This is a genomic window from Micromonospora sp. Llam0, assembly GCF_003751085.1.
GTDB lineage: Bacteria > Actinomycetota > Actinomycetes > Mycobacteriales > Micromonosporaceae > Micromonospora_E.
The window spans coordinates 5,485,851-5,511,017 of record NZ_RJJY01000001.1; the positions used below are offsets into that span (position 1 = coordinate 5,485,851).

25 protein-coding genes and 1 pseudogene are annotated in these 25,167 nt (G+C 65.7%); 18 read left to right on the forward strand and 8 right to left on the reverse strand.

Annotated features, from left to right (window positions below; all coding sequences use genetic code 11):
* Nucleotides 1–104: 104 nt before the first annotated feature.
* Nucleotides 105–350, reverse strand: coding sequence for a hypothetical protein (locus EDC02_RS40960; RefSeq protein ID WP_199757923.1), 246 nt, complete (start codon nt 348–350; stop codon nt 105–107).
* Nucleotides 351–368: 18 nt separating this feature from the next.
* Between EDC02_RS40960 and EDC02_RS23955 the strand changes: the two are divergent.
* From EDC02_RS23955 to EDC02_RS39680, 4 genes and pseudogenes are all read left to right on the forward strand, one after another.
* Nucleotides 369–1,013, forward strand: a pseudogene (locus EDC02_RS23955) (hypothetical protein); the annotation flags it as partial.
* Between the two features lie 200 nt (nt 1,014–1,213).
* Nucleotides 1,214–1,549 carry a hypothetical protein gene (locus tag EDC02_RS39675; RefSeq protein WP_148083582.1) on the forward strand — a complete coding sequence of 112 codons (336 nt, stop codon included), beginning with the start codon at nt 1,214–1,216 and terminating at the stop codon, nt 1,547–1,549.
* A gap of 167 nt (nt 1,550–1,716) precedes the next feature.
* On the forward strand, nt 1,717–3,204 hold the full coding sequence (locus EDC02_RS23960) for an ISKra4 family transposase (RefSeq protein WP_370461507.1): 1,488 nt from the start codon (nt 1,717–1,719) through the stop codon (nt 3,202–3,204).
* A 129-nt stretch (nt 3,205–3,333) separates the two neighbouring features.
* Nucleotides 3,334–4,197 carry a hypothetical protein gene (locus EDC02_RS39680; RefSeq protein WP_148083583.1) on the forward strand — a complete coding sequence of 288 codons (864 nt, stop codon included), beginning with the start codon at nt 3,334–3,336 and terminating at the stop codon, nt 4,195–4,197.
* Nucleotides 4,198–4,258: 61 nt separating this feature from the next.
* Here the strand turns inward: EDC02_RS39680 and EDC02_RS23965 are convergent, their stop codons facing one another.
* Entirely contained in the window at nt 4,259–5,176 is a 918-nt protein-coding gene (locus EDC02_RS23965; RefSeq protein WP_123603886.1) for a phosphotransferase enzyme family protein, read from the reverse strand.
* On the reverse strand, nt 5,173–6,543 hold the full coding sequence (locus EDC02_RS23970; RefSeq protein WP_123603887.1) for a helix-turn-helix transcriptional regulator: 1,371 nt from the start codon (nt 6,541–6,543) through the stop codon (nt 5,173–5,175). The genes EDC02_RS23965 and EDC02_RS23970 overlap by 4 nt, the downstream gene beginning before the upstream one ends.
* Nucleotides 6,544–7,062: 519 nt before the next feature.
* Between EDC02_RS23970 and EDC02_RS23975 the strand changes: the two genes are divergently transcribed.
* From EDC02_RS23975 to EDC02_RS24025, 11 genes are all read left to right on the forward strand, one after another.
* Complete coding sequence (locus EDC02_RS23975; RefSeq protein WP_123603888.1) at nt 7,063–7,293, forward strand: hypothetical protein; 231 nt, start codon at nt 7,063–7,065, stop codon at nt 7,291–7,293.
* An 87-nt stretch (nt 7,294–7,380) separates the two neighbouring features.
* A complete protein-coding gene (locus tag EDC02_RS23980; RefSeq protein ID WP_123603889.1) occupies nt 7,381–7,815 on the forward strand; it encodes a GPP34 family phosphoprotein in 435 nt (144 codons plus the stop codon).
* 444 nt (nt 7,816–8,259) lie between these two features.
* Nucleotides 8,260–8,673: a hypothetical protein gene (locus EDC02_RS23985; protein ID WP_123603890.1), complete on the forward strand. Its 414-nt coding sequence runs from the start codon at nt 8,260–8,262 to the stop codon at nt 8,671–8,673.
* Entirely contained in the window at nt 8,670–9,581 is a 912-nt protein-coding gene (locus tag EDC02_RS23990) for a glycosyltransferase family 8 protein (protein WP_123603891.1), read from the forward strand. The genes EDC02_RS23985 and EDC02_RS23990 overlap by 4 nt, the downstream gene beginning before the upstream one ends.
* Nucleotides 9,578–11,128, forward strand: coding sequence for a glycosyltransferase (locus EDC02_RS23995; RefSeq protein ID WP_123603892.1), 1,551 nt, complete (start codon nt 9,578–9,580; stop codon nt 11,126–11,128). The genes EDC02_RS23990 and EDC02_RS23995 overlap by 4 nt, the downstream gene beginning before the upstream one ends.
* Nucleotides 11,112–11,744, forward strand: a complete 633-nt coding sequence (locus EDC02_RS24000; RefSeq protein ID WP_158632278.1) for an AAA family ATPase — start codon at nt 11,112–11,114, stop codon at nt 11,742–11,744. The genes EDC02_RS23995 and EDC02_RS24000 overlap by 17 nt, the downstream gene beginning before the upstream one ends.
* On the forward strand, nt 11,741–12,724 hold the full coding sequence (locus tag EDC02_RS24005) for a Gfo/Idh/MocA family protein (RefSeq protein WP_123603894.1): 984 nt from the start codon (nt 11,741–11,743) through the stop codon (nt 12,722–12,724). Before EDC02_RS24000 ends, EDC02_RS24005 begins: the two co-directional genes overlap by 4 nt.
* Nucleotides 12,721–13,653 carry a phosphotransferase family protein gene (locus EDC02_RS24010; RefSeq protein ID WP_123603895.1) on the forward strand — a complete coding sequence of 311 codons (933 nt, stop codon included), beginning with the start codon at nt 12,721–12,723 and terminating at the stop codon, nt 13,651–13,653. The genes EDC02_RS24005 and EDC02_RS24010 overlap by 4 nt, the downstream gene beginning before the upstream one ends.
* Nucleotides 13,654–13,682: 29 nt before the next feature.
* The gene (locus tag EDC02_RS24015) at nt 13,683–14,075 is read left to right on the forward strand and encodes an AraC family ligand binding domain-containing protein (RefSeq protein WP_123603896.1); all 393 of its coding nucleotides are present in this window, start codon (nt 13,683–13,685) and stop codon (nt 14,073–14,075) included.
* Nucleotides 14,072–15,274, forward strand: a complete 1,203-nt coding sequence (locus EDC02_RS24020; RefSeq protein WP_123603897.1) for a DegT/DnrJ/EryC1/StrS aminotransferase family protein — start codon at nt 14,072–14,074, stop codon at nt 15,272–15,274. The genes EDC02_RS24015 and EDC02_RS24020 overlap by 4 nt, the downstream gene beginning before the upstream one ends.
* Before the next feature lie 24 nt (nt 15,275–15,298).
* Complete coding sequence (locus EDC02_RS24025) at nt 15,299–16,384, forward strand: zinc-binding dehydrogenase (RefSeq protein ID WP_123603898.1); 1,086 nt, start codon at nt 15,299–15,301, stop codon at nt 16,382–16,384.
* Between the two features lie 79 nt (nt 16,385–16,463).
* Here EDC02_RS24025 and EDC02_RS24030 read toward each other — a convergent pair whose 3' ends face one another.
* Both EDC02_RS24030 and ltrA read right to left on the reverse strand, forming a co-directional pair.
* Nucleotides 16,464–17,504: a phosphotransferase gene (locus EDC02_RS24030; RefSeq protein WP_123603899.1), complete on the reverse strand. Its 1,041-nt coding sequence runs from the start codon at nt 17,502–17,504 to the stop codon at nt 16,464–16,466.
* Nucleotides 17,505–17,759: 255 nt separating this feature from the next.
* Nucleotides 17,760–19,022, reverse strand: coding sequence for a group II intron reverse transcriptase/maturase (gene ltrA / locus EDC02_RS24035; RefSeq protein ID WP_199757747.1), 1,263 nt, complete (start codon nt 19,020–19,022; stop codon nt 17,760–17,762).
* A 671-nt stretch (nt 19,023–19,693) separates the two neighbouring features.
* Here ltrA and EDC02_RS24040 point away from each other — a divergent pair.
* A complete protein-coding gene (locus EDC02_RS24040; protein ID WP_233606257.1) occupies nt 19,694–20,944 on the forward strand; it encodes an IS4 family transposase in 1,251 nt (416 codons plus the stop codon).
* A gap of 277 nt (nt 20,945–21,221) precedes the next feature.
* Here the strand turns inward: EDC02_RS24040 and EDC02_RS40375 are convergent, their stop codons facing one another.
* On the reverse strand, nt 21,222–21,395 hold the full coding sequence (locus EDC02_RS40375; protein WP_158632279.1) for a hypothetical protein: 174 nt from the start codon (nt 21,393–21,395) through the stop codon (nt 21,222–21,224).
* A 638-nt stretch (nt 21,396–22,033) separates the two neighbouring features.
* Between EDC02_RS40375 and EDC02_RS39685 the strand changes: the two genes are divergently transcribed.
* A complete protein-coding gene (locus tag EDC02_RS39685; RefSeq protein WP_148083584.1) occupies nt 22,034–22,381 on the forward strand; it encodes a hypothetical protein in 348 nt (115 codons plus the stop codon).
* An 83-nt stretch (nt 22,382–22,464) separates the two neighbouring features.
* Here the strand turns inward: EDC02_RS39685 and EDC02_RS24050 are convergent, their stop codons facing one another.
* Together EDC02_RS24050 and EDC02_RS24055 are read right to left on the reverse strand one after the other, a co-directional pair.
* Nucleotides 22,465–23,286 carry a transposase family protein gene (locus EDC02_RS24050; protein WP_123603901.1) on the reverse strand — a complete coding sequence of 274 codons (822 nt, stop codon included), beginning with the start codon at nt 23,284–23,286 and terminating at the stop codon, nt 22,465–22,467.
* Between the two features lie 164 nt (nt 23,287–23,450).
* Nucleotides 23,451–24,284, reverse strand: coding sequence for a transposase family protein (locus EDC02_RS24055; protein ID WP_123601953.1), 834 nt, complete (start codon nt 24,282–24,284; stop codon nt 23,451–23,453).
* A gap of 456 nt (nt 24,285–24,740) precedes the next feature.
* On the opposite strand from EDC02_RS24055, the gene EDC02_RS39690 reads away from it, so the two are divergent.
* Nucleotides 24,741–25,163: a hypothetical protein gene (locus tag EDC02_RS39690; RefSeq protein WP_148083585.1), complete on the forward strand. Its 423-nt coding sequence runs from the start codon at nt 24,741–24,743 to the stop codon at nt 25,161–25,163.
* The last annotated feature ends 4 nt before the right edge of the window (nt 25,164–25,167 follow it).

Consider the following 25,167-nt stretch of genomic DNA (forward strand, 5'->3'; position numbering starts at 1 on the left):
CGGTCGGCGCCGGTCCGGCTCGATCTGACCACAGCGATAGCCCTCGCGCCGCAGGCCGGGGAGGCGTATCTGACGCAGGCTGTCGCCCCGTGGCCCTGCGAGACCTATCTCCACATCCAGCACGGTGACAGCGACATCGCGATGACGGTGCGGAACGCGTCGCCGTTGTTGTCCGCGCTGCGGCTGCTCACGACCGAAGCCGAGGCCGAAAGTGGGTGGTCGTGGTGAGGAGCCGTACGGATCGGATCCTGACGGCCGTAACCGTGGTGTGTGTCGCGGGGCTGGCCGTCGTCGCGGGAACGATCTCGTTCGCGCACATGCACGAGCTGGCGACCGAGCACGACCAGCACGGATGAAAGGCGTTCGCGTTCCCGATCAGCGTCGACGGGCTGGAGATCGTCGCCGCGTTGTACATGGTGGTACAGCGTCGCGCGGGACGGCGGACGGGGTGGTTGCCGTGGGTCGCCTTGGTGGTCGGCACCGCCGCGAGCCTGGCCGCGAACATCGCGGTCGGCGGTGAGAGCGTGATCGGCAAGATCCTGGCCGGCTGGCCCGCGCTGTCGATGCTCATCGCGGTGAAGCTGCTGTTCAGCATGATCGACCACGGCGAGGACGGTCAGCGGACCGTCCCGGACGATCAGCGGACGTCCGCCGACCGTCCCACTGTTCTGGGGACGGTTCCACCGGCTTCCTCTACCGGCGACCAGCCGTCCGGGACAACGACAGTCGAACAGGCCGGCCGCGCAGGGCCGGCCGGAGCCGGTCCGGCTGACCGGCCGGGCGGTGAGCAGCCGTCCGGGACTGAAGCGACAACGGCCTCGGCCGATGCGCGGGCCGTGGCGCATCTCCTTCCTGCAGCGCGAGCCGCTCAGGCGAGCCTGGCAAGTGAGGGACTCGCGCTGTCTCGGGACACGCTGGCGGATGCCATGCGTTCCGACGGTCGTGGCGTGTCCAACCACCGCGCATCGATCTTGGTGAAGATCCTTCGGACAGAGCGGGACGCGGGAACCTAACCTTCTTGCGGCCACGCAGACAAGCAGCTGGAGAGGATGGGGCGACGGCCCGGGACTTGCCGTAGCAGACACCTGGTGGGCAAGAGGTCCGCTGAGCACCGATCAGCATCCCACCATACGCGCCGTCGAACTGTCCAAGGTTCGGTGGCACAGTGGCGGCTTAAGCAATCGGTCGCCGTAGACGACTAAGATACCTCGGCATGGAAGCAGTCAACGTTCGCGAAGCGATGAAGCTGATGCCCGAGGTAGAGCAGCGAGCGAAGGATGCAAATCTTCCGTGCACCTTTGAGGTAAATTATCCCGAGTATTCGGTGATTCGAATCCTAGTACCTCGGCTCAACGGAGAGCCCCGCGCAATTTTTATTACACCAGAAAACGCCACTCTGTACCTAGCGGCAAACTTCGAATGCTGGTCGTTCGTCGCTGACTACTTCGCCATCGATCGTAGCGACCTACAAGAAACAGAAGTCGCTCTATCTGCGCACAGCCTTTCCGACACGAGGCGCCTTATGCAACTCGGCGGCCACCAAGAGTAGGGTGCGGCTCTTCTGGAGTGAGGAGTTGATTGCCTATGGTCGCGGAGTGGTTGCGAGGAGTGGTCGCGGGGGTGTTTGGGTCGGTTGGAAGGTTGAAGGGCTCCTTCTCGTAGGTTGATGGGTGGTCTAGATCCACAACCGAAGAAGGAGCCCGGGTGTCAGGGTACGTGGTGGCGGGGGCGTTCGACCGGTCGCGGGAGTGTTTCGAGGAGTTGGTGGAGGGGTTGGCCGGCTCGGACAGTGACGGGTTGACGCACGCCGAGTTGGAGGACCGCCTCGCGGTGCGGGGTCGTGAGCTGCTGCGGTTGTTGTTGCAGGACCATGTGGATCTGCGGGCGGCGCGGGAGGTGCGCCGGGAACGGGTGGTCGGTGCCGATGAGGTGGTCCGTTCCCGGGTGGAGGTGGGGCATGGTCGGGGGCTGGGCACGGTGTTCGGTGCGGTGACGGTGACCAGGATGGCGTACCGGGCGTCGGGAGTGGCCAACCTGTATCCGGCGGACGCGGTGTTGAACCTGCCGGTGGAGAGGCATTCGCACGGGCTGCGCCGGTTGGCGGCGGTGGAGTCGGTACGGGGATCGTTCGACGACGCGGTCGCCGCGATCGACCGGTCGTGCGGGGTGGGTGTGGGGAAACGGCAGGTGCAGGAGTTGGCGGTGGCCGCCGCTGTGGACGTGGCCGCGTTCTACGACACCCGATCGCACCGGCCGGTCGGCGATGGCTGGCTGCTGGTGCTGTCGTTCGACGGTAAGGGTGTCGTGATGATCCCGTCCGCGTTACGGGACGCCACCGCGAAGGCCGCCGCCCGGACAGGCCGTAGGTTGACCACCCGGCTGTCGCCGGGAGAGAAACGTGGCCGTAAACGGATGGCGGAGTTGGCGGTGGTCTACGACGCGGCGCCGGTGCCGCGTACCCCGTCCGAGATCATCACCGGTGACGACGGCCGGCGTCGGCGGGGTCCGGTCGCCCAGGCCAGGTGGTTGACGGCGTCCGTGGTCGACGACATCGCCCCGGTCGTCGCCGCCGGGTTCGACGAGGCGTGTCGCCGTGACCCGCGGCAGGCGCGGACCTGGGTCGTGCTCGTTGACGGTAACCGTGCCCAGATCGACGCGGTCCGGGCCGAGGCGGACCGCCGCCAGGTGAAGGTCCACATCGTGCTGGACTTCGTCCACGTGCTCGAGTACGTGTGGAAAGCGGCGTGGGCGTTCTTCTACACCGGTGACCCCGCCGCCGAGGCGTGGGTCGGCGAGCAGGCGGTCAAGATCCTGTCCGGCAAGGCCGGGCAGGTCGCGGCCGGGATCCGTCGGCGGGCCACCCGGTACGGATACTCGGCCAGGGAACGCGCCGGCGCCGACGAGTGCGCCGACTACCTGACCCGCCACCAGCCCTACCTGGACTACCACACCGCGTTGGCTGCGGGGTGGCCGATCGCCACCGGCGTGATCGAGGGCGCCTGCCGGCATCTGGTCAAGGACCGCATGGACATCACCGGCGCCCGCTGGGGACTGGACACCGCCGAAGCCATCCTCAAGCTACGCGCCGTATCCGCCAACGGCGACTTCAACGCCTACTGGGCCTTCCACCTGCAACAAGAACACCAACGCATACACCAGAACAGATACCAGCAACAACGGGAGGGCTACACCCTCGCCGGATGACCAGCCATCACTCCAAAAGAGCCGCACCCCCAAGAGTATGCGGGCGCACGACTCAATCAGCAATTCACGAATGGAATGCGAGTCGAATTCACGACAAGGCCCCAGTCAAGTCTCCGCATCCGCATCGGAATGTCCACTCCAGCCCTCCAGATTGCAGGGATAGGCGACAGTCGGGGCGGTGTGGTGCGGACCCTGGCCAGCCTTTTTATAGCTGGTCTGAGCGAAAAAGACAGGACCCCCGAGAGTCTCGCGTCAGCAGTAGAGGACATCACCAATTCCACCTTGTTCGAACTGGCAGTAGCAAATGGCGTGAATGTTGCAGCCATGGACTTTCCCCGACTCGAAACAGTAACTGCAGAACAGTTTGACACGGGGCCACCACCGAAGGTTCCGCAGCTACGCTATTCGCCAGAGGCAAGTGCGCTCTTTCGTTACGCACAGAGCGCCGAAAGGCAGCCACTGCTTCGCTTCTTGGCATTCTATCAAGTAATGGAGCACTTCTTTCCAACCTACACCGAACGCGACGTACTCGATCGCATTCGCCAAATTGTTGTTGACCCATCATTTAACCCGGACGACAAAACGAAGCTTTCGCGCCTGGCTCAGACCATCCGAGCAAAGAACTTTCCGTCAGAGAAGGATCAGCTGCGAGCTACCATCCAGCACTGTGTCGACGCAGACGACCTGGAGAACTTTATCAAAGCAGACTCACAGCGGGCGAGATTTGTCGGACTTAAGGCCGGCGGCCTCCGGCATATCAAGCAAATCTCCCTACGGGATCAAGGCTCAACACTCGGCACGCAAGTCGCGGACCGCATATACGATCTTCGGTGTCGCATCGTCCACGCGAAAGATGGGGGCGGACCATCTCGGGCCGAACTACTTCTACCCTTTGGCCCTGAAGCGAAGCTGCTCAGTCACGATATCGAGATTGCACGCTTTGTGGCACAAAAGGTCTTGATAGCAAGTGCGCGCACGACTACTTGGACCTGACGCCTAAGACGAAGAAGCTAGGTTGCCTCAAGGGCGTTGGCCGTGCGCGAATAGCCTGATATTACCGATACGGGCTCCACGTCGCCGACGCATCTCCGTCACGAAAAGTGGCGAAGCGATGGCACCACTGGTCCGTCAAACTCGGGTTGCTTTTTAGCACTGGCAGAACACTAGTCACGAGTTGGAGCTCACGGAGCTTGCGCATCACCACAAATCCTGGCCAGCTGAGCACATCTACACCGTAGGATTCGACGATCTCTCGATGTGCGTCAGGGGTGTAGTTGAAACGAAGTTTTCCGACGGCGACTGGTGTCAGGTCCCACTCCCGAGGGCCAGATGCGGCGGAGTCGAAGTCGCATATTACAGGACCATGCGGGCTAGGAATAAGGTTGCCGAGGAAGCTGTCTCCATGGATCGGTCCAGGCGGAAGGAAGAACTCCAGGGCGCCGAGCTGCTCCTCCGTCTCATCGCAACATTGTTCTAGAAAAGTGCGATCGGTCGACAACAGGCGATCGGCCTCCATGATCCGTTGTCTAATTGCAGCCATGGGCCGCCATGGAGGAAGGCTGAATCGAGGATCGGGAAGCGAGTGGTAGCGGCGTAGTATTCGACCAAGGTCACGGCCGGTTGGGGTGGAGCCTTCACCGGACACTCGCTGCCAGAGAGTCGCTTTGCGATCTCCCACCTTCACCGGCTGATCCATATCATTCAGCAGTCGAACCGACGGCATGTCATGCTCAGCGAGCCACCGTGCGACGGCAATAACCTTCTCGACTCGATCCTGGACCGTTTTTGATCCTGGTATTCGTACGACGACAGGTTCGTTGGCCAGCTCGAAGACAGCGTTGTTCGTGAACTTTATGAGCCTGGCCCCTGCCGGGTTCATACCGGCAAGTGCGCAGACATCGGCGAATATCGACCAGTGCCAGCCCGCCGACTCACTGGTGCCCGGGGGCGACGCTTCGCCGATTTTCTTCATATCGCACTTCTTAGCGTCTTGATGTCGTTCGCTATGGCCTGGATATCGGAGTCGGCGGGATATCTTGTTGCGATCTCCTGCAGGGGTTGCAGCCTGTCGAGTGTGCGAATGGATCGGACAGTCGCCGCCGATGCTACGGCGTCACGGGCCGCCCGCTTTCCGGCCTTGTCGTCTCCTCCGCACAGGTGTGCGACGGCAAGGGCGGTTGCTTCGAAGATCCGACTTCGGGTCATGTCAGCTCCACGGTGGTCGAGTGCTTGGTTCAGAAATCTGATTGCGTCGGACACGTCGGCGTCGTTGGCGTCAGTCAAGGATGTCTTCGCCACTCCGATCGAAGCGTACAAGTCCGCCTCACCGAAGAAGCGCACCCATGCCTGCGCGGTCCCGTGGTCGGCGCGGATGAACTCGTCTTTAGCGCGCCCTATTGATCGATCCATCTGCTTGCGGTCGCCGACGAGAGCGTACGCCCAGGCTTCGTTGGCGCATAACATGGAAACGGTAAGTCCGCAGCCAGAGTCCTGGGCGGTGATCTGGCCGAGTTGGAAGAAGCGTAGCGCGTCGCGGTGCATTCCGCGGTGAAGGTGGAGTCGGCCCATCCGGTAGAGGATGTTGGCGGCGAGGGACAGGTCGTTCACTGCTTTGGCTTGTTCGAGGGCGCGAGCGAAGTGCCTGCGGGCTGTGGAGTACATCCCGACGTCGAAGGATGTCCATCCGGCCAGGTTGTGCAGGTCTGCGAGCGCGAGCAGCAGGCGGGTCCGGGTTTCCTGAGAGCAGGTGGCTTCTAACAGCTGTTGTACCCAGCGGACCTGCGCTGCTACCGCGTCACGGCAGGCCCCGCCACCGTGTCGGTAGTCGAGTGCGCGCATCGCGGCGGTCAGCGCTTGGACGTGTTCCACGTCGCATAGGCCGATGCGCGATGGCGCCGGTGCGACTTCCCTGTCGACTGGTTGCCACCATCGGGCGACCTCGCTGACGGAGGTCCCCATGGTGATGTTGGCCGCGTGGGATAGGAGTGCGCGGACTTGGTCGCGCTCGCTTTCCCGTGAGGAGAAGGTTGCTGTGGCCAGGTCGAGGGCGGCTTCTGTCGACTCGTCGTAGGCAAGTCCCATGTAGCCACGTGGCACGCCGAGTCCATCCGCGATCCGGATCAGTAGGTCGTGCGCCATGACGCGGCGGCCTCGGAGGACTTCGTAGATCTCGGACGCGCTCTGACCGGTGAGCCGGGCGATCTGACGCTGGGAGACGCCGACTCGCTGGAGTCGTTCGTACACCGTCTTCAGGTCCCGTGCGGCCAGGGCGCGTCGCATGTCGCGCTGCTCCCAGGTCGCAGGAGCGATCCGGTCCGCCGGGTGCTGGTCCAGGTTCACGCTGACGACCCCCGCCTTCGTCTGGGCCCTTTTGGGCAGGCTAGCTGGCCTGACCGGGGTGCGGAATCCTCGACAGGTCAAGGGGACTAGCGCAACTAGTCATCGAGCCGTACATCCAAACCTATTAGTGACGGCACTTACACGATCAGTAGCTGTCGGTAATGCTGTACCCGTAGCGGCGCACGGTGCCGCCACGGAGGTGGCGGCCTGCTGCGTTGGCGGGTCGGAGCATCGGATGGGGGAGGGAAGATGGTCTCCACTGCTGGCACGGTGAGGGTGTTCCGTGCGGAACAAGGCAGCCGCAGCGATCCGGCCCCCTGTCTCGCACCATTCGGAACTCCGGACCGCGTCCTTGACCGCCGGTCGCGGCCGTTCCCCGTCGGCCGCGACCGGTCCGGAGAGGGCAAGGGGGAAGGCCGGCAGCAGACTCGGCGGCTTTCGTCGTTCCCCGCCGATCTGGCCGACGCCTACCCGCTGTGGGGTCTGCTGCGCTGCGTCTGCGGACGACCCTGTGATCCAGTGCTTCTGGTAAACGGCTCGCGTGCGTACCGCAGCGCGTGTGGGTGCCGCCTGTCCCCCATAGACGCCACGACCGTCGAGTGCCTGGTCTACGACGCTGCCCAGCAGCAGATCGGTGCGCCGCTTGCCGAAACGTCGGCGATGAAGGGCTCCGACCTGGCCCACCGGGCATTCGGAGCGATCGTCGTGGCCGGGACGGTCGACGACCTGTCGTTCGTGCTGGCCGGCTGACAGGCGCGACCACGATGAGCCAGCCACGACCACGCCGAGTCTGTCCAACGTCGATCGTCTCGTTGCGTCCCAGGGAGATGAAGTCTCATGCAACTCGCTGACGACTTCTGGAGACTGGCGCACCACGACGTGACCGGGAATCCGCGCCTGAACGAACGTACGGCCGGACTCGGCCTGGCAGCAGCACTCCTGGGCGAGTTGCTGTGGATCGGGAGGATCAATGTCCGTGACGGACGCCTGTGGGTGGCCGACAAGACACCCCCGGACGATGTCCTCGAACACACCGTGTTGGAGCAGATCATCGCTCAGGCGGTGCTATCGCTCTCCCTGCGGCTGTCGGCTGAGTTCCGTGGACGCGGAGGCGTGGAACGGCAGACGTATAACGCGCTGGACGACAGCGGACTGCTCCCGATCGAGAGTGTGTTCGATCCAACGGAGGCTGCCGGGCTGTTCATGCTGGCCTTGGTAGCCGTGCGGGTCGGGGCGGTACCGGAGGAACTGGCTTACATCTGGCGGATCTGACTCCTGCCCGCCGTCGCTGCCGGGGAGGGCGTGGCGGCGGGCAGGCCACGGGCGGTATCCGCCGAACTTTTCCTTGATTGACCATTAGCGCAATGGCTGAGGAGCCATGATGTCGTCCTCTTTCCCCATTATCGACCCGAATCAGCGCCGGCCCGATCGAATCGCGGACGCTGGAACCTACCGCAAGAACGATCCAGTATGGGTATGGGCACCCCGCACTGGCCAGTGGCGGCCGGGCGTCGTCGACACAAGTTCGGAATTCGCAGTTCTGGTGACCTTCGTTCTTGGTTCTGGCGGCGGAACTGCGGTCGACTCTCTTCTCCCGCGACATGTCATGCCGCGTGACGAACGCGACGTGGGGATCGACGGTGGCGCCAGTGACCCGTCACTACCGCGTCGTCCACACACCGTCCGGCCCACATCTACCGGTTCTCCAATCGTGGCGTGACCTACTTCCTCCAGCACCACTTCAGCATTAGAAAGGATCGCATCTTGGACGGACTCGCCCCAGCGGCTTCAGACGGCCTGGGCCACCCGGTGTGGTGTGATCCGGATCAGTGCACCGTCGCCGGTCCGGCCGAGTTTCACCCCACGTCGGGGCCGCCGGCCCACTGGGGCCGCCAGTACATCTGTAACCCGCGTCCGAAGAGGCCCGGCACGGAGGTGACGGTCCAACTGGTGCGCTATCCGGAGGACCCGCAGCCGACCGACTTCATCAGGCTGGAATTGGGTGATTTCGAAGGTCGACAGTCGTTCTATTTGCGAATCGACCAGAGTGAGGCGATCGTCGAATCACTGTCAGAGATTCTCGTACAGGCGCAGCGGGATTCCAGTTCTGCGACGAAAGGATTACTATGACCACTGTCTTTTCCCCACCCCCTCCTGCGGCACCGCACGGCCATGCGCCACTGCCGCCCATCGTCTGCGCGATCGATGACGGCTACGCCAAGCCGTTGCAGGCGTTGATGCGCTCGCTGGCCGCCGCACACCCCGACGCCGTCGGCGAGCTGCGCCTGTTGGTCGTGCATCACCGGCTGAGCCAGGGCAGCCGAACGGCGTTGGCCCGCGTCGCCAACGAGCTTGGCCTACCGATCCGGCTCGTCGCCGCCGATGGGATCACTGTGCGCGGACCTGTGTCCGGCTGGGTCAGCCCGGCGGTCTATCTCCGCCTGCAGCTCGCCGAGCTTCTCGATCTCGATGGTGTGGTCCTCTACCTTGACGCCGACGTGCTCGCAGTCGCCGATCTGCGGCCGCTACTGCGCCGGCCACTACACGGAGCGGCGCTGGCGGCGGTGCGTGACCCGCGAAATCCGCTGGTTGGCGGCGGGATCGCCTTGCCCGGATGGAGGCGCTTGGGCGTACCCGCTGGGCGGGACTACTTCAACTCCGGCGTCATGCTGATGGACCTCGGGCAGTGCCGCAGGACGGGGCTGTTCGAGCGGGCGACCCAGTTCCTGGCCAACTTCCCGGACGAGGTACGACTCTGGGATCAGGACGCACTCAACGTGGCGGCTGACGATCAGTGGCTACGGCTGGACCGCCGGTGGAACACCTTCGTGCTTTCCCCCTTGGTCGACCAGCCCGGCTTCGTCCACACCGACACCGAGCCGGTGATGCCGCTTGCGCAGCTGCTCGACGACGAGCACACCGCGGCCGTGCTCCACTTCGCGGGCAGCGACAAGCCGTGGCTTCCCGGCTACCCGGCCGGCCCGGCGCTGCAGCGCTACCGGTCTTTCCTGCTCGCCACTTCAGAAGCAAGCCGATGAGCGGCCGGAGTCTGTGGCGACGGCCGGAATTCTGGCTGGCGACCGCAGTGTTGACTCGGCACACCATTGGTGCCCTCAACCTGCGGAGCACCCTCAAGTTCGCCGCCGTAGCCAGGCCAGCTGACGGCGATGGCGCGCCCACGATTCCGATCCACGTCGTCATCCCAGTGTTGCGCGAGCAGCCCCACATCCGCCCAGCGCTGGAGTGGTTCGTTCCGCTGTTGGACCAGTTCTCCGGCTCGACGCTCACCATCGTCAGCACCGGCCGGGAGCAGCGCGAGCGAGAACACATCATCCGGTTGTTGACGGGCTGCCATGTGCAGTCGATCACCCCGGTCCGGTTTCCCCAGTTGTGTAACGCGGAGCTGCACGATCTGGTGGATGCCGCAGCCAAGACCCAAAGCGGGGTGCTGACGGAGGCTGCGGCTAGGGAGGTCCTTCAGCGCTTTCCGCTGACCGCGCATGTCGTTGAGGAGGAACTCGACCGGCTGCTGCGGCCAGCGCACGTGCGTCATGTCCAGTTCGACGGGAACGGCCGCAAGGCAGCCCAGGTCAACCACGCCGCAGCCAGCCTAGGGAGCGATGCGGTCGGCTACATCGCTGTCTACGATGTCGACTCCCGCCCTGGTGAAAGCCTGATGCGGCGCACTCTGGCGTTCATTGCCGAACGGGCCAGCGCCGATGGGCAACTTCCGGCCGTAGTGCAGCAGTCTGCCCGGTTCACCACCGCTGGCACCGGTCCGAGCTGGGCCGACCGGGCACTCTGTCGCGGTGCCGCCCGGGTGCAGACGCTGTGGACGTTGCGCCGCGAGGTTCCCAGTTTCCGCCGGTTCGCGTGGGCGACCCGGCGTGTCACAGGCGTGCCGCTGCTGGATGCGGCGATGCGGGGACTTGCCCAGACCGTCGGCCACGGGCTGCTCGTGCGTTGTGATGTCTTTGCCCGGCTTGGTGGCCTGCCGACTTACACAGTCCTGGACGATCTGCCGTTCGGATACCGCCTGACAGTCGAAGGCATCCCAGTGGACTGCGTGCCAGGACTGGCGGTCGCCGACGCGCCGGAGGACGTGCGCGACCTTATCGCCCAAGGACGACGCTGGTTCCAAAACTACCTGGATTACCCCCGGTGCGCGGCGCGGGCGCGCGCCGATGCCGTCGGGACCACCGCCGAACACGCGGCCATGCTGACCGTGGCGGCCTACCGGGGGCTGGCGTGGCTCGCCGCCGGTCCCGCTACGGCGGCGTGCCTCGTGCTGGCCGCCGGCCGGTTCCGCCCACCGGTGCGAGTCCTGGCCGCTGCGGCGTTGTGGCTGGGCACAGTCACCCCCGTGCGGATGCTCGCCGGTGCCGAGGGCCGGCACCTGACCGTGCGGCAGGAGGCCAGCGAGTCCATCGAGGTTCTCGCCGCCTACCTGCTGCGCTCCACCGGCCCGATCGCTGCGGTGGCGGACCGGATCACCCGAGGCGACGCTGCGCTGTCGCCGAAAACAAACCGGCGCAACACAACGGTCCCACCGTCCGAGGAGGATAGCCGTGATCATCGGGATTGAGGGGGTGAGCTGTACTGGCAAGACCACGCTGTCGGCCCAACTCGCCCAGCGGCTGCACAACCCGCTGGTGATTCCCTGCTACTACCACTGTGCCGCCGACCCCAGCCAGCTTCCCGCCCCATCGGCGACGACCGCAGACGAACAGATGGCCGCGCTGGCAGCCTTTCTCGACATCGAGGCGCGGCGGCGACGACTGGCGATCCAGGCTCACGATCAGGGCAGGGACGTGATTCTCGACCGGACAGTCGACACGCTGCTCGCTCACTCCCACGCCGTGGGCCGCTTGCGCGGTTTCGACACCGACGCCGCCGGTCGCGCTTTGGTGCTGGCCAGCTCGATCGTGGTGCCGGACTTGACGGTGCTGCTGCACGCCCCGGCCGAGGTCATCGAACAGCGGGCAGCCCGGCGGACTGCCATGCCTCGCATCTTCTACGCGCCGCCTTTCGCTGCGGGGTTCAACGCCTATTTTTCCGGTCCGATCTCCCCGACGGTGATCCGCTTCGACAGCGCCGGTGGGCTCGATGACCTCACCTCGGCCGTCGCCGAGCAGGCCGAGCGGTTGCGTGCTCGCGTCGCGCAAGGGCAAGCCCCAGCGGCGGTCGAGGCGACGACGTGAACACGGTCATCATCGGCTGCGGCGCGATCGCCTCGCGGTGGCTTCGGACGCTCAGCGCCGATCCCCGCGTCCGCGTCACCGCGTTCGTGGATCCCGACGCCACGGCCGCGCAGCGGCTGGATGTTCGGCATCCCGGTGTGGCAGCGCGGTGGTTCCCCGACCTGGCGGCCGCCCTCGCCGCCGTTGACGCCGAGGTGGCGGTCAATCTCACGCCACCGGCGTTGCACGCCGCTGTGTCGCGCAGCGCTCTGGCGGCAGGACTGCATGTGCTGTCCGAAAAGCCGCTGGCCACCAGCCTTGCCGATGCCAGCATGCTGGCCGGGATGGCCGCCGAGCGCGGCCTGCTGCTCGCAGTGATGCGCAACCGTGCCCGCGACGGCCAGTTCCTGCAGTTCCGGGACCTGCTGCGCCAGGCTACGGAGGGACCGCTCATGGTTACCGGAGACGTCCTGGTCAGCCTGCCGGACCCCGGGTTTCGCAGCAAGACAAGTTTGCCGGTGACCACCGACCTAGCCGTGCACGCGTTCGACCAGCTGAGCGAGCTGGTGCCGGCACCTGCGGTGCAGGTCTGCTGTACCGAGACGCCGATCGGGTTCGTCGGCCCTCACGGCGGCCTCGCCACCATGATCGTCACATTCGCAGACGGTTCTCTCGCCAGCTACCGCGTCGGGTACACCGGGCCGCAGCTGCGCACTCCGGCGAATGGAATCTGGCGGGTCGAAGCACACGGGTTCGCAGCCCGTTGGGACGGCGCGGGCACTGTCACCGCCTGCGCCGGCCGTCAGGACAGCGATCGCCTGATCCACCTGCTGGACACACCACCGGGATACCGGCTGTGCATCGACGCGATGGTCGACGCGCTGCACGCCGGAACCGCCGCACCGCCGCCGCTGGCCCCGATCGCTTTACTCGACGCTGCGCTGACCTCGGCGCGCACAGGCCGCCCGGCCCCAGTCGCCCCGGCGTGGGAACGGTCATGATCGGCAGCGACTCCTACACCGCAGCTCGTGCCGCGCTGGCCAGGGCAGAGCCGGCAGCCGACCGGGCCGGGCTGACCCTGTTGTGCGGCGGCGCGGACAACCGGCTCTACTCGGCAACCACCGCCCACGGCCCAGTGATGATCAAACTACGCCGGCACCAGGCCGCACGGTACGACGTCGCGGCCTGGGCGAGCGCCACCCTGGCGGCGGCAGGCGTCCTCGTGCCCCGCATTCTCTGGTTCGACCAGCACAGCTGCGTCGAGACCCGGTGCCCTGGGTTGCCGCTCGCCGATCCGGCGGGCGACGTAAACCTGGCCGCCGCAGATACTGCCGTCGCCCGGCAGGCCGGCAGGCTGCTACGCCGCGTCCACGCGACCGCGGTCGACGGTTTCGGGCAGCTCGACGCCGACGGACACGGCCGACATCCGTCGATGCGCAGCTGGCTACTCGGCGGCCGCACCTGCGCGATCCCTTCGCGGATCGCCGGCGTCAGCTTGCCAACGCTGGAGGCCCGGGCGCGCCGCGCCCTGATACAGCACGCCAGGAACTGCGACGGTGTTGCCGCGCGACTGGTCCACGGCGACTGGGCCGCACGGCACGTCATCGCCGACGCCGGCCGGGTCACCGGACTTGTCGACCTGGAGAGCGTGCGCGGAGCCGACCCGCTGACCGACCTGGCGGGCTGGTCGCTGCAGGAGCCGCCCGAGTTGACCACCGCGCTGTTCGACGGCTACTTCGACCAACCGCCGAGCCTGCAGATCCGCTACCGCCTCACCGTATACCGCCTGCGTATCGCCACTTCCTTGCTGCATTGGCACGCCCGCCAGGGCAACCCACAAACGGTACGCCTGCGCGCCGCGCAGTTGGCCGCCGACCTCGACGACCTCCACCACGGAGCTCCGCGCGCGATCCCGCGCCTGGCCATCTGACCCGCACCACCGATGTGAAAGGGAACCACATGACCGTCATCCACACCGCTGCCCGCCAGCGGATCACCCCGGACAGCAGACCGCCTGGCTTCCCGGTCCAATCAGCTGGGATGTTCGTCATCCGCTCCGACGGCACCGCCACCTTCGACCGCCACTACCACGATTTCGACGAGTTCTGGCTCGTCGCCGCAGGAACCGGCACGGTCCAGGTCGGCGACGAGCAGCATCACATCACGGCCGGAGACATCATCTTCACCGCCGCCGGACTGGACCACGACGTGATCGCCGTCGCCGAAGAGCTGCGCGTGTTCTGGCTGTCCCTGCCACCGGCCCCAGGCGGCAGCGGCGCACACCTGCACCGCACCGAACACGACGCGATCAAACACGCCGTACGGGTCGTCGCCGCAGGCGGGCCGCGATGACCGCCGTCGCTCCGCTAGTCAAACTTCCGTTCCCGAAGCAGCCGAAGTACGGACCAGCCGAGCGTGCAGCCGTCTTGCAACTGCTCGACACCGGACACCTGTCGGAGACCACCCGAGGCCCGGCGACCGCCTCAATCGAGGACGCCTTCGCCGCCCTAGCCGGCACCGCCTTCGCGTTGTCGTTCAACTCCGGCACCGCCTCACTCAAGGCCGCCCTACACGCGGTCGGTGCCCGTCCAGACGCCGGCGTGCTCATGTCACCGATGACGTGGATCTCGCCGATCACCGCTGCGTTCCAGGCCGGGAGCTTCCCGGTATTTGCCGACGTCGGGGCCGAGTCGGCCAACCTCGATACATCCGCGCTCACGGAATCGGGCGACGTCAGCGCGGTGCTCGTCACGCACGCCTGGGGCCTACCCGCCGCCATGGAAACACTGACCGCAGTCGCCGCAGTCCCTGTGGTCGAGGACTGCTCCCACGCCCACGGGGCACGCCACGCCGGCAGCCCAGTCGGCTCCTGGGGCACCGCCGGATGCTTCAGCTTGCAGGAGGCCAAGTCGGTCTCCGGCGGCGAGGGCGGCATCCTGACCACCAACGACCAGGCCGTCTACGAACGGGCTATGAGCCTCGGGCATCATCCTCACCGCCTGCAGGCCGAGTTGACCCTGCCCGAACTGGTGGCGACCGCCGACACCGGCGCAGCACACAAATACCGGATGCCGGCTCTGTCGGCGGTCATCGCCCGGCAGCAGCTGGCGAGCCTGCCACAACGCATGGCGGCCTCCGAGGCAAACCTCGCGATCCTGCGTGACGTACTGCACGACCACGCCGCCCCGATCGCCGTGCCCGATCCCGGCCCAGGCAGCGTCCGAGGCTGGTACGGCACCCCGCTACGGCTTCTTCAGCCCGGCGCCGACGCTGAAGCGCTGCACGAAACCTTTGCCGCGCAAGGCATCCCCGTACGGCGCATCTACCCGGACTGGCTGGCCAGCCCGCTGCTGCACACTCCGGCGCTGCTGCACCGCTACTGGCCACACCTACAACACAGCCCATGGCGGCCCCCAGACCCAGGCGCGTTCCCCCACTACCGGCAAGCACGCCGCAGCACCCTCATCCTCAAGATCCCCACCGTGGCCGCCGATGACTACATGGCCCAGGTCGGCCAGGCCCTGGTTCACGTGCTGACCCACCGTTCCTGACCCACCGCCCCAGGAGGTCCACCGATGACCTATATCTGCCGCGCCGCAGTGATGCACAAGCCCGGCGAGCCCTTCCAGCTACAAGACATCCAACTCAGCGAGCCCGCGTACGGCGAAGTCCTGGTGCGCACCGTGTCGGCCGGGATCTGCGGCACCGACCTGCACTTTGCCCGCGGCACCATGCCTTTCCCCGTACCCACCGTGCTCGGGCACGAGGCCGCCGGTGTTGTAGAGGCCGTCGGTGCCGGAGTCAGCGGCTTCAAAGACGGCGACCGGGTGATCGTGTGTGATCAGACCTTCTGCGGACGGTGCGCGGCCTGCCTGACCGGACGCATGGTCTACTGCACCGACTCAGGCACCAAGCAGCGCCAGAAAACACGAATGACCATCGACGGGCGGCTCGTACGCCAGTACCTGGGTGTCTCCGCGTTCGCCGAGCTGATGCTCGTCGACGAGGCCGCACTCGTGGCGATGCCCGCCGGGCTGTCCTTCGACGCCGCAGCGCTGTTGGGTTGCTGTCTGACCACCGGTCTCGCGGCGGTGTTCAACGTCGCCCGCCCGGCACCGGGGTCGACAGTGGCCGTGTTCGGCTGCGGCGGGGTCGGCCTGGCAGCCGTCCAGGCCGCACGGATCAGCGGCGCTGCCGAGACGATCGCCGTGGATCTGGAGCCGCACCGCAGGGAGATCGCCGCCAAGCTCGGTGCCACCGTCACCATCGATCCAGCCGACGGCGACGTCACCAAGCAAATTCTCGCGATCGCGCCCGGCTGCGTCGACGCCGCGATCGAGGCGGTCGGCCTGGCCGAGACGGCCGGGCAGGCGTTCGCCGTACTGCGCCCCGGTGGGCAGGCCACCGTTCTGGGAATGATGCCGCCCGGCGCCGAAATTCGCCTGCCAGCGGCCCTGTTGCGGCACGGTCGCGGGATCACCGGCACCGTGATGGGATCGGTGCGCACTCGCTTCGACATCCCGCGCTACGCCGATCTGGCGATGCGGGGCATCCTGCGCAGCGAGGAGATCATCACCAGCAACAGGCCGCTGCACAACGTGAACGAGGCGATGGCCGACGCCGAAGCACGCCAAGGCATCCGATCCATGATCCGTTTCTAGCCTCATCCAGCGCGGACCCGCAGCGGCCCTAGAGTTCCGCTCCGGAAGATCGAGCACATCGCCCTGCGAGTAGCGAGAGTCAGAGTCGCGCCGCGAAGGCGTCGCGAACCTGACCCCGGTTTGCCGTCCACCAGTGCAGAAACGTCTCACCGGAGAAGAACAGGTGGTCACAGGAGTGGTCGCCTCGGTCGTAGTGGAACACCAGCTGCCAGAAGTCCGAGGCCCGCTTCCACCATAGGCGGTCCACCGCGTCGGCCAGTTCGGCATCACTAATCGCGACCACCGCACGGTACCCGGCGACGAACGCGGCCACCAACTCCAGATCCAACTCGCCCGCCTCACCACCGAACTGCAGCGTGGCGGTCCGGGCGATCTCCTCGCCGAACGGGCGAACCCTGATCCGATCCCAGTCGATCACTCCGGCCACCACCCCATCACGCCAGATGATGTTGCGATGCTGAAGATCACCATGGGTGTATCCGGCAGGGCCAGCCGGTTGACCAGTGGCCGGGCGCAGATGCCCATACTCGGCGATGAGCGCCTTGCGCCGCCGCAGCAACTCGACCGTCTGGACATCGAACGGTGCCGCCGAAGCGAACGCGCCGATGGCGCGTAGATACCGGTCAGCCTCGGCCACCGCCTCACCGGGCGCTGCCACCGTGGCCGTGACGGCACCGGCAGCCGGCAGCCACCTCCGCAGGCCCGGATCGTTGAGCTCGCGGTGCAGCCTGCCAACCACACCGCCAAGGTGATGTGCTTGACCGGCCGACAATCCGGTACCCGCAATGTGCTCGCCCTCCAGCCAGCCGAACAGACTGTAAGCGCGGTCATCCACCTCGGCGACGACATCACCGCCGATGGTCGGCACCGGCGGACACGCCGGGACCCCTGCCGCAGCGAGCGCCGCAGCGACGCTCAGATTGCGTCGCACGGTCGACACGGGCGCGTCCAACAGCAGCTTCAGCGCAAATGCGCCACCGGTGGTGCGAAGCTGCCAGTTGCGGTTCATCAACCCATCGGGCAGATATCGAACTTCATCGACCTTTTTCAGCCGGTACACGTCGACCAGAAACGGCAGGTCCTGGGCAGCCAGGTCGAGAGCGGCGACCTCGGCAAGCACGGAAGCTGTCACAGGGACGTACGCTACCGAATCCGCCGGACAGCCCCGGGGAAGGCGCGGCCGCAGCTCAGGTACCGAGGGCAGCCAGCGGTGCTCGTGGGAGCACTCCTCAATGAGATTCCATGAAGCGCGCCCGCCTGTGGCCGTGGTCGGACCGCACCCCAAGACCGCCGAGTAGCCCGGGGGAATCTCACCCCCGGGCCCTCACAGAACCGTACGTAACAGTCGCCCGTTATACGGCTCTTGTCGCTCTGGTCACCAGACCGTGGGAGCGTGGGTGACCCACGCCCAGTGGGCGAAAGCCCTCGGGCGTTTCTGAACGGCTCTGTTCCATGCCGACCGGGCTTTCCTCTTGCCCCGCAACCGTTTGTACTTTCGACGGACCCACCGCAGCAGGTAGGCGTTGATACGTTCCAGGAGGGGATACAGGGCCGATCGGTAGAACGCCCCGTAATAGTTCATCCAACCCCGTACGATCGGGTTCATCCAATCGGCGAGGTCCGCTTCGGTTAGGCATGTGCGATGGTGCAGCCGCCAGGACCGCACCTGGGCACTGATCTTCTTCAGGGCCTGGCTACTGATCGCCGGCAGGAACGACAGGAACATCGCTCCTTCCTTTGTTCGCGCGGAGCGTCTCCGGAAGCTGTAGCCGAGGAAAACGAACTCGGTGTGCTCGGATGAATCTGCACGCCGGTTGTCGTCCTGACAGTAGACGATCCGGGTCTTCTCCGGGTGTAGAGCAAGCCCAACCCCAGTCATCCGTTTCGTGATCTCGGCCAGCACGTATTTAGCTTGCCGTTCACTGACGCAGTGCACGACCACGTCATCCACGTAACGCTCGAACCGGACGACCGGGAACACCTTGGCCATCCACGCGTCGAACGCGTAATGGAGAAACAGATTAGCCAGGACCGGTGAAATCGCGGACCCTTGCGGGGTACCACGATCTCTTTCCTGTAGCACGCCGTCGGGTAGTTGCAGTGGCGCCTTCAACCAGCGTCCCACATACAACAGAACCCAGGGCTTATCAGTATGCGCGGTGACTGCTTTTAGTAGCAGTTCCCACGGAACCGTGTCGAAGAACTTCCGGATGTCCAGATCGATCACCCAGTCGTTCTGCCAGCACCGCCTACGGCAAACAGCTACCGCGTCGACCGCCGACCGCCCAGGCCGGTAGCCATACGAGTCAGGGTGGAAGATCGGTTCGACCCGCGCTTCCAGCTCCCGCGCTGCCACCGTCTGCGCGATCCGGTCCGCGACCGTGGGCACGCCTAAAACCCGGACGCCTCCCCCAGTCCTGGGAATTTCCACCGCACGCACCGGAGGCGGAAAGTATGTTCCCGACGACATTCGATTCCAGATCTTGTACAGATTGTTCTTCAGATCCTGCTCGAAGTCCGCCAGGGACACCGCATCCACGCCCGGGGCACCCTTGTTCGCTTTCACCTTCTCGTACGCCTCCCAGACAGCCCGCTTCGAAATCATGAACGGCTTGCCCAGTGCTTTCAACTCATCCACGCGACTCCTCCCAACCACAAGGCTGGTTGATCGAGTAAACCAGTCACGAACGACCCGACCCCTTCGCTCCACCCCTATTACAGGAGCTTCGCCACTACTACGAGTCGGTCCGCCAGCGCGATCGGCAACGGTACTCAGTTCCTCACGGCTTCGGGCCGCCCGGAACGCTCCCTCTCACCCGCCCCAGCAGCGGCGGGTAGTTTCCTCACACGCCTTCTCCCGTTCCGCACGAAAGCCGCAGGTCGGGCTCGCGTCGCCTGTATGCCGGACACCGCCTGGCCAGTAAACTGGTCCCCGCCAGACTCATCCCGGGATCGCATTGACACCCCGGTTTCGATGTCGCCTTCTAATTTTCGACACGTCATCAGCGATTCGCTTTCGCTCGCCTTCCCGACCCCCACCTGACATCTCGAATGGATGCCTTTTCCCCATCGTTCACCACAACAGTCTTCAGCTAATGCAGCATGAGGTGGTTTGAAGCCTCCCCCAGCAGAGCGACTCCGAAGGGCCAAACCTTCATCTTCCGTACAGCATCGCCGCAAGACAGATATTCCTACATATTCCTGTCCTTTCGCGTTCGGGACACAACAATGCCGTTCAGATAGGGCGTCTGGCGAGGTCAGCGTGGTGAACTGACCTCGGCTGTGGGTGGGCCGGTACGGTGGCTGGCCGTGACGTCATCGGTAGTCGAGACAGGATCACGGCCGTGGGGCCGGTTGACCGACCACATCGGGCTGGGTGTGGTGTCGGCCCGGTTCAGTCGTGACCTGCTGGAAGAGGTCCTGAACCGTACCGAGCGGCGGGAGAAACGCACCCGGCGGCTGCCCGCGCACGTGATGGTCCGGTACGTGATCGCGATGGGGTTGTTCTTCGCCGAGTCGTATGACGAGGTGATGCGCCGGCTGGTCGGTAACCTGCGCACACTCGGCTCGTGGGACGACGACTGGCAGGTCCCGACCAAGTCCGCGATCACCCAGGCCCGGCAACGACTCGGGCCCGAGCCGATGAAAGCGCTGTTCGAGCGGGCCGCCGTGCCGCTGGCGAACGCGGGCACCAAAGGCGCGTGGCTGGCCCGCCGCCGGCTGTGCGCGATCGACGCGACCAGCTTCGACGTGGCCGACACCCCGGCGAATGTGGAACGGTTCGGGCGGACGGGTTCCGGGCCGAAGGCGTCGGCCTACCCGAAGCTGCACGTCGCCGCCCTGGCCGAGTGCGGCACCCACGCGATCGTGGGCGCGGTGCTGGGACCGTGCCGCACCGGGGAACGCACCCTGGCCGCCGACCTCACCGGCATCGTGGAGCCGGACATGCTGGTCCTGGCCGACGCCGGCCTCTACTCCTGGGAACTGTTCAACCGGTACGCGGACACCGGCGCGGACCTGGCCTGGCGGGTCGGCGCGTCGGTGTCGATCGGCCACGTCCGCTGGCTTCCCGACGGCTCCTACCTCGCCCTGGTCTACCGGCCCGGACTGAGCGCCGGCCGACGGCGTCGTCTGGTCGAACTGGCCCGCGCCGGCGGTGACATCGACCCGGACGTGGCACGGCTGGTGCGGGTGGTCGAGTACACCGTGCCGGAGCGTAACCCCGACGGTGAACTGATCACCCTGGTGACCACGGTCCTCGACTCCTACGAGATACCCGCTCTGGACCTCGCCGCCGCCTACCAGCAACGCTGGGAGGAAGAGTCCGCCCTCGGCGAGATCAAGACCGACCTACGCGGCCGAGGCGAGGTCCTGCGGTCGAAGACCCCGGACCTGGTCGAACAACAGATGTGGGGACTGCTGCTGGCCCACTACGCCATCCGGGCCCTGTTGGTCGACGCCGCCGACCCGGCCGGCTACGACCCGGACCGCATGTCGTTCATACAGGGCGTCCGGGTCGTCCGCCGCCAGGTCACCGACCAGGCGGCCATCACCCCCTGAGCGCCTGAACGCCGCTGTCGCCGACACCATCGCCGAACTCCTGCGTCATCGACTCCCGCCACGCCGACACCGCACCTGCCCCCGCGCGATCAAACGCGCCCGCCACAACTCCTACCGCGTCAAACGCCCCACCGACCGCGACACCCGCCACCCCGGACCACCCACACCCCACCTGGCCTGCCCAAACACCCTTAAATGAACGGCATTGCCCCAAGACCTGACCCACGTCGAAGCCGCTCCTCCCAGGCAGGTCTTCATCTCGCCGTTGCTGACCCCCTCAGCGCCGGATGCGAAAGAGTTCGGCCAGAGCCCGAAGCACGGCCGGCAGCTTGTCCGCGTCCACCCTGAACAGGGCGACCAACGCGACTACGAGGCGGGGCACGACGAAGGTCAAGGCGACAATGACCAGTACCCAGGGCCCAGCGGAAAGATACGATTCGAGCGCGGACACGGCGAGGTAACCCCCTTCGGGGCCAAGTCTCGCGGCGGCCAAGGCGCGCGAGCCAGGTTCGCCGATCCCGGTCAGGCAATGAAGTTCTGCTCCAAAAATACCATATGGCGGCGGCTACTCTGTCACCCGCGCCCACGTCGGCGCGCCCAGTGGGACAGCGAGGATACGACCCATCTGGGGCATGAGGAGGAGCCCTGCTCGACACCGTCGGCATGTCGCTACGGCAGACTGGACGAGATCCCCTAGCTCACGGGGCAGTGGAACAGCTCGCGCAGGTATGCGTTCCGGAGTGACTGGACCGTCGCTGCTCTGCCCTGGACGATTTACCGGGCCGCGACCAGCCGGCGTCCATAGCCACCGGCGTCCGTCCACACCGACATACACCACGGCGATCGTGCGGTGCGGCTGGCAGCGGTCACAGATGATCCGTTTCTCCTTGCGATAGGCACCCGGATTTGCCTTGATCGCTTCGGCTTGTTGTTCGAAGGCGTCCATTATTCAAATGCCTCGTCCATTATGTGCAGGTGTCTCATCACTAAATTCACCTCTTCCGGCACGGGCACTGTTTGGACCACCGCGCCGCTGCCCAGAAGTCAAGCTTTCTGAGCGATGTCGTACCTACATGATACAACTCGCCCATGACTCACCCTGAAGACCTTCCATCCAGCGTTGCCAGCATCGCCGAGTACCTCGCCATGATGGCCAAGGGCTACGACAACCACTTGAAGTGGAACGAACAGGCCATGTTCAAGGCAGACCTCATGAACGCCCGTGACCGGTGGCGTGGGGTGGCACCTGAAGCCTTTGCGGCGAAGCTACGCCAAGAAGGCGTACGCGAGGAGGACATCCTCGAACTTGTCGACTGGCTCAAGAAGGCTCAGGCTGGTCGGCGCCTTGTCCCGGAGCGCGCATACCGAGATAATATCTTCAGCCCACCGCCTGAAGCCCGAACCGGTAGGCCAGGGCGACACAGTCGGGATTGGTGACGCTCAAGGATGTTGGCCTCGGCTGGCCTGTGGCTCAATGAGCCTTTCCGGGTAACGACGCGTGACTGCGCGTAGTGTCCGTTTCACGTGGTTCGGTTGTGTTCGATGTGGAGGATGACCAGGGCTGCCGCGACGATGTCGCCGATCTTCCATGGGCAGAGGGTCACGTTGCGCAGGGCTTTGAAGGTCATCTTGAGGAGGCTGTTGCCGCGTTCGCCGACCGCGCGGAGCCGGTTGTGGGCTCGGTTGAACTGCTGCTGGATGTCGGTGAGTTGCCCGTTGGGCGGTGTCTTGAAGGCGACGGCGATGGTGTCGGCCTCTCCTTCGTATCCCAGGTCGGCGAGGGTGCGCACGTCGTCGCGGATCTCGGTGAGAGTGGCCAGCATGCCGGGGTGGGTACGCAGGCATCTGGTGTCGTGTTCTCTGCCGGGGCGGACCGGGGAGGTCCACAGCGGCCAGCCGTCCGGGGCGCTGACGACCTGGATGTTGCCGCCGTGGTTCTTGTGCTTCTTCGACCACCACAGGTCCACGCCGGGGGTGGGGCCGGGCGTGGAGATCCGGTCTGTCTCGATCAGGGTGCCGTCGAGGAGGATGTAGTCGTAGCCGGCAGTCTTGGCGGCCAGCAGGGCCGCGTGCAGGCCGGGAGCCTGGGCCGCCAGCACCGTGATGCCTTCGTGCAGGTTGTCGTAGCCGGTGGAGTTGCTGATCGTGTTGTCGTGGGCCAGTTGGTGCATGCGGGTGCCGTCGAGGAGCCAGCGCAGGACCAGCACGGCCTGCCGGAAGCAGGTCAGTGCCCGGCGGCCTTGGCGGGTGCCACGGCGTAGGCGTTCGGCGTGCAGCAGCGCCGACACGCGCAGCACGGTCTCGTCACGGACGGGCAGGGCGGCGGTGTACGTGATACTCATAGGTGCGCGGGACTCCGGTGGCGGGTGATCGGTGAGAGGACCACTTCGTATCGGAGTTCCGCGTCTTCGCATCGCGATCAGCCAGGAACGGGCGTTTCCAACACACTTCGGACGGCTACTTTCTGTACCTGCAGCCTTACCCGGAATGGCTCAATGAAGTTATCTCAACAAGATCTGTAACCATGTTCAAAGTGAAGTAGCACGAGGGCGGCTTTCGCTATGTCGCCGATCTTCGTCGGCGGAGTCGTGACACCTTGCAGGACGCGCCACCTCTGGCTCAATAGCGCGAATCCGCGTTCGCCGAGGCACCGCATCGCACGCAGGAGCATGTTGTAGGTCCGGTTGTCGACGTGGAGCCGGTGTCCACTGGTCGGCTTCTTCACGGGGGTGTGTACGCCCTGACCTGCACCTTCGTACCCGGAATCCGCCAAGGTGGGTAGTCCGCGAGCGGCGGCCGCGTAGAGCGCGCCGAGGACCTCTTCCTGGGCGATACGTAGGTCATGGACTGAGCCGGGAGCGACACCGGAGACCCATACCGGGAACCCGTCGGGGCGCATCAGCGCCTGGACGTTGCCGCCGAAGTCGTGGGTCTTTCCGGAGTAGTAGGCGTCGATGGTCTCGCCCTTCCTGTTGGCTGTCTTCTCCGCGTACCGGTCGCTGTCCACGACCTTGCCGTCGAGGATCAGGTGTGACCAGCCCTCGGCTTCGACCCGGTCGAGGGCCTCGGACAGATCCGGCGCCTGCGCGGACAGCACCGCCAAGACCTCGTCGTGGTAGCGGTAGGAGGTGGCCCGGGACAGCCCGAACCCGGCGCCGAGCTGGGGGATGTCCACGCCGCGGTTACGGAACCAGACAAGGCCGAACACCGCCTGCCGCCAGCAGGTGAGCAGTCGGGTCTTCCTGCGTGTGCCCAGCGACCGCCGGTGGGCGCGTAGCAGACTCGCCACGTAGGAGACGAGTTCCCTCGGGACGTCGAGTGTGGCACGATAAGTGATCACGTGGGGTCCTCTTGGTGACGGATTCTTGTGGTGAGACCGGTTTATCGGAGGACCTCACGTCCCACAAGAATCGTCGCTATTGCCCCTTATGTGCGTGTCGCACCATTCAACGAACCATTCGTTGTTGAGAAAACTTCAATGCGGTGCGGGATCGAGGGGTCAACCATCGGCACGTAGCCAGGCGCGAAGGCGAACTATGGCCCGTCCTGCAGTTGGCCCGTGTCGCAGTGACTGCGGTCGCGCGATTTCGCTGAGCCGGTTCAGGATGGCGATCGGCCCACTACCCCACGTACTCATGCCGAGCGTCGTTCAGCAGTGGCTCGCGCCACGAACCGCCTGGGTGTCAAGCTGTGGAGATGGAGCTTGCCGCTGCCGGACGAACCACCGGTGCCCGCCGTGGCTGACGTTGACCAGTCACGGGGAGCTGAGGGGCGTCGGCGGAGGTTGGCAGAGCGGTTGGCGTGGGAGTTGGCGCATCCGGACCCCCAGGCTCCGCGTGATGGGCTGAGTGATTTCGTGGCGGCGGCGGCGATGCGGGTCCGATGGGCTTCCGCTGTTGACGCTCAGGTTGCCTTCGACCAAGCGCCGCGTGTGATTGCCCTTGGCGGTGAGTTTGGTCGTGTCGCTGGGCGTGGCGGTGTGGTCCTGTACGTGCATTGCTTCGAGGGCGGGATGGACGACTGGAGCATGGTCGTTCCGTGGGAGCCGTTCGCCGGGCCGGTGTTGGTGTGCGTGGACGACTTGGAAGATCACTGTATGTGGATCTCCGAGGATGATCCGCCAGCGAGTGAGGCTCTGTCCCTGTTGCAAACGGGGATCGAGCTGGCATTCGGCACCAGGGCGGCGCTGACCGCCGACGGCGACCTGCCTCCGGATTGACCTG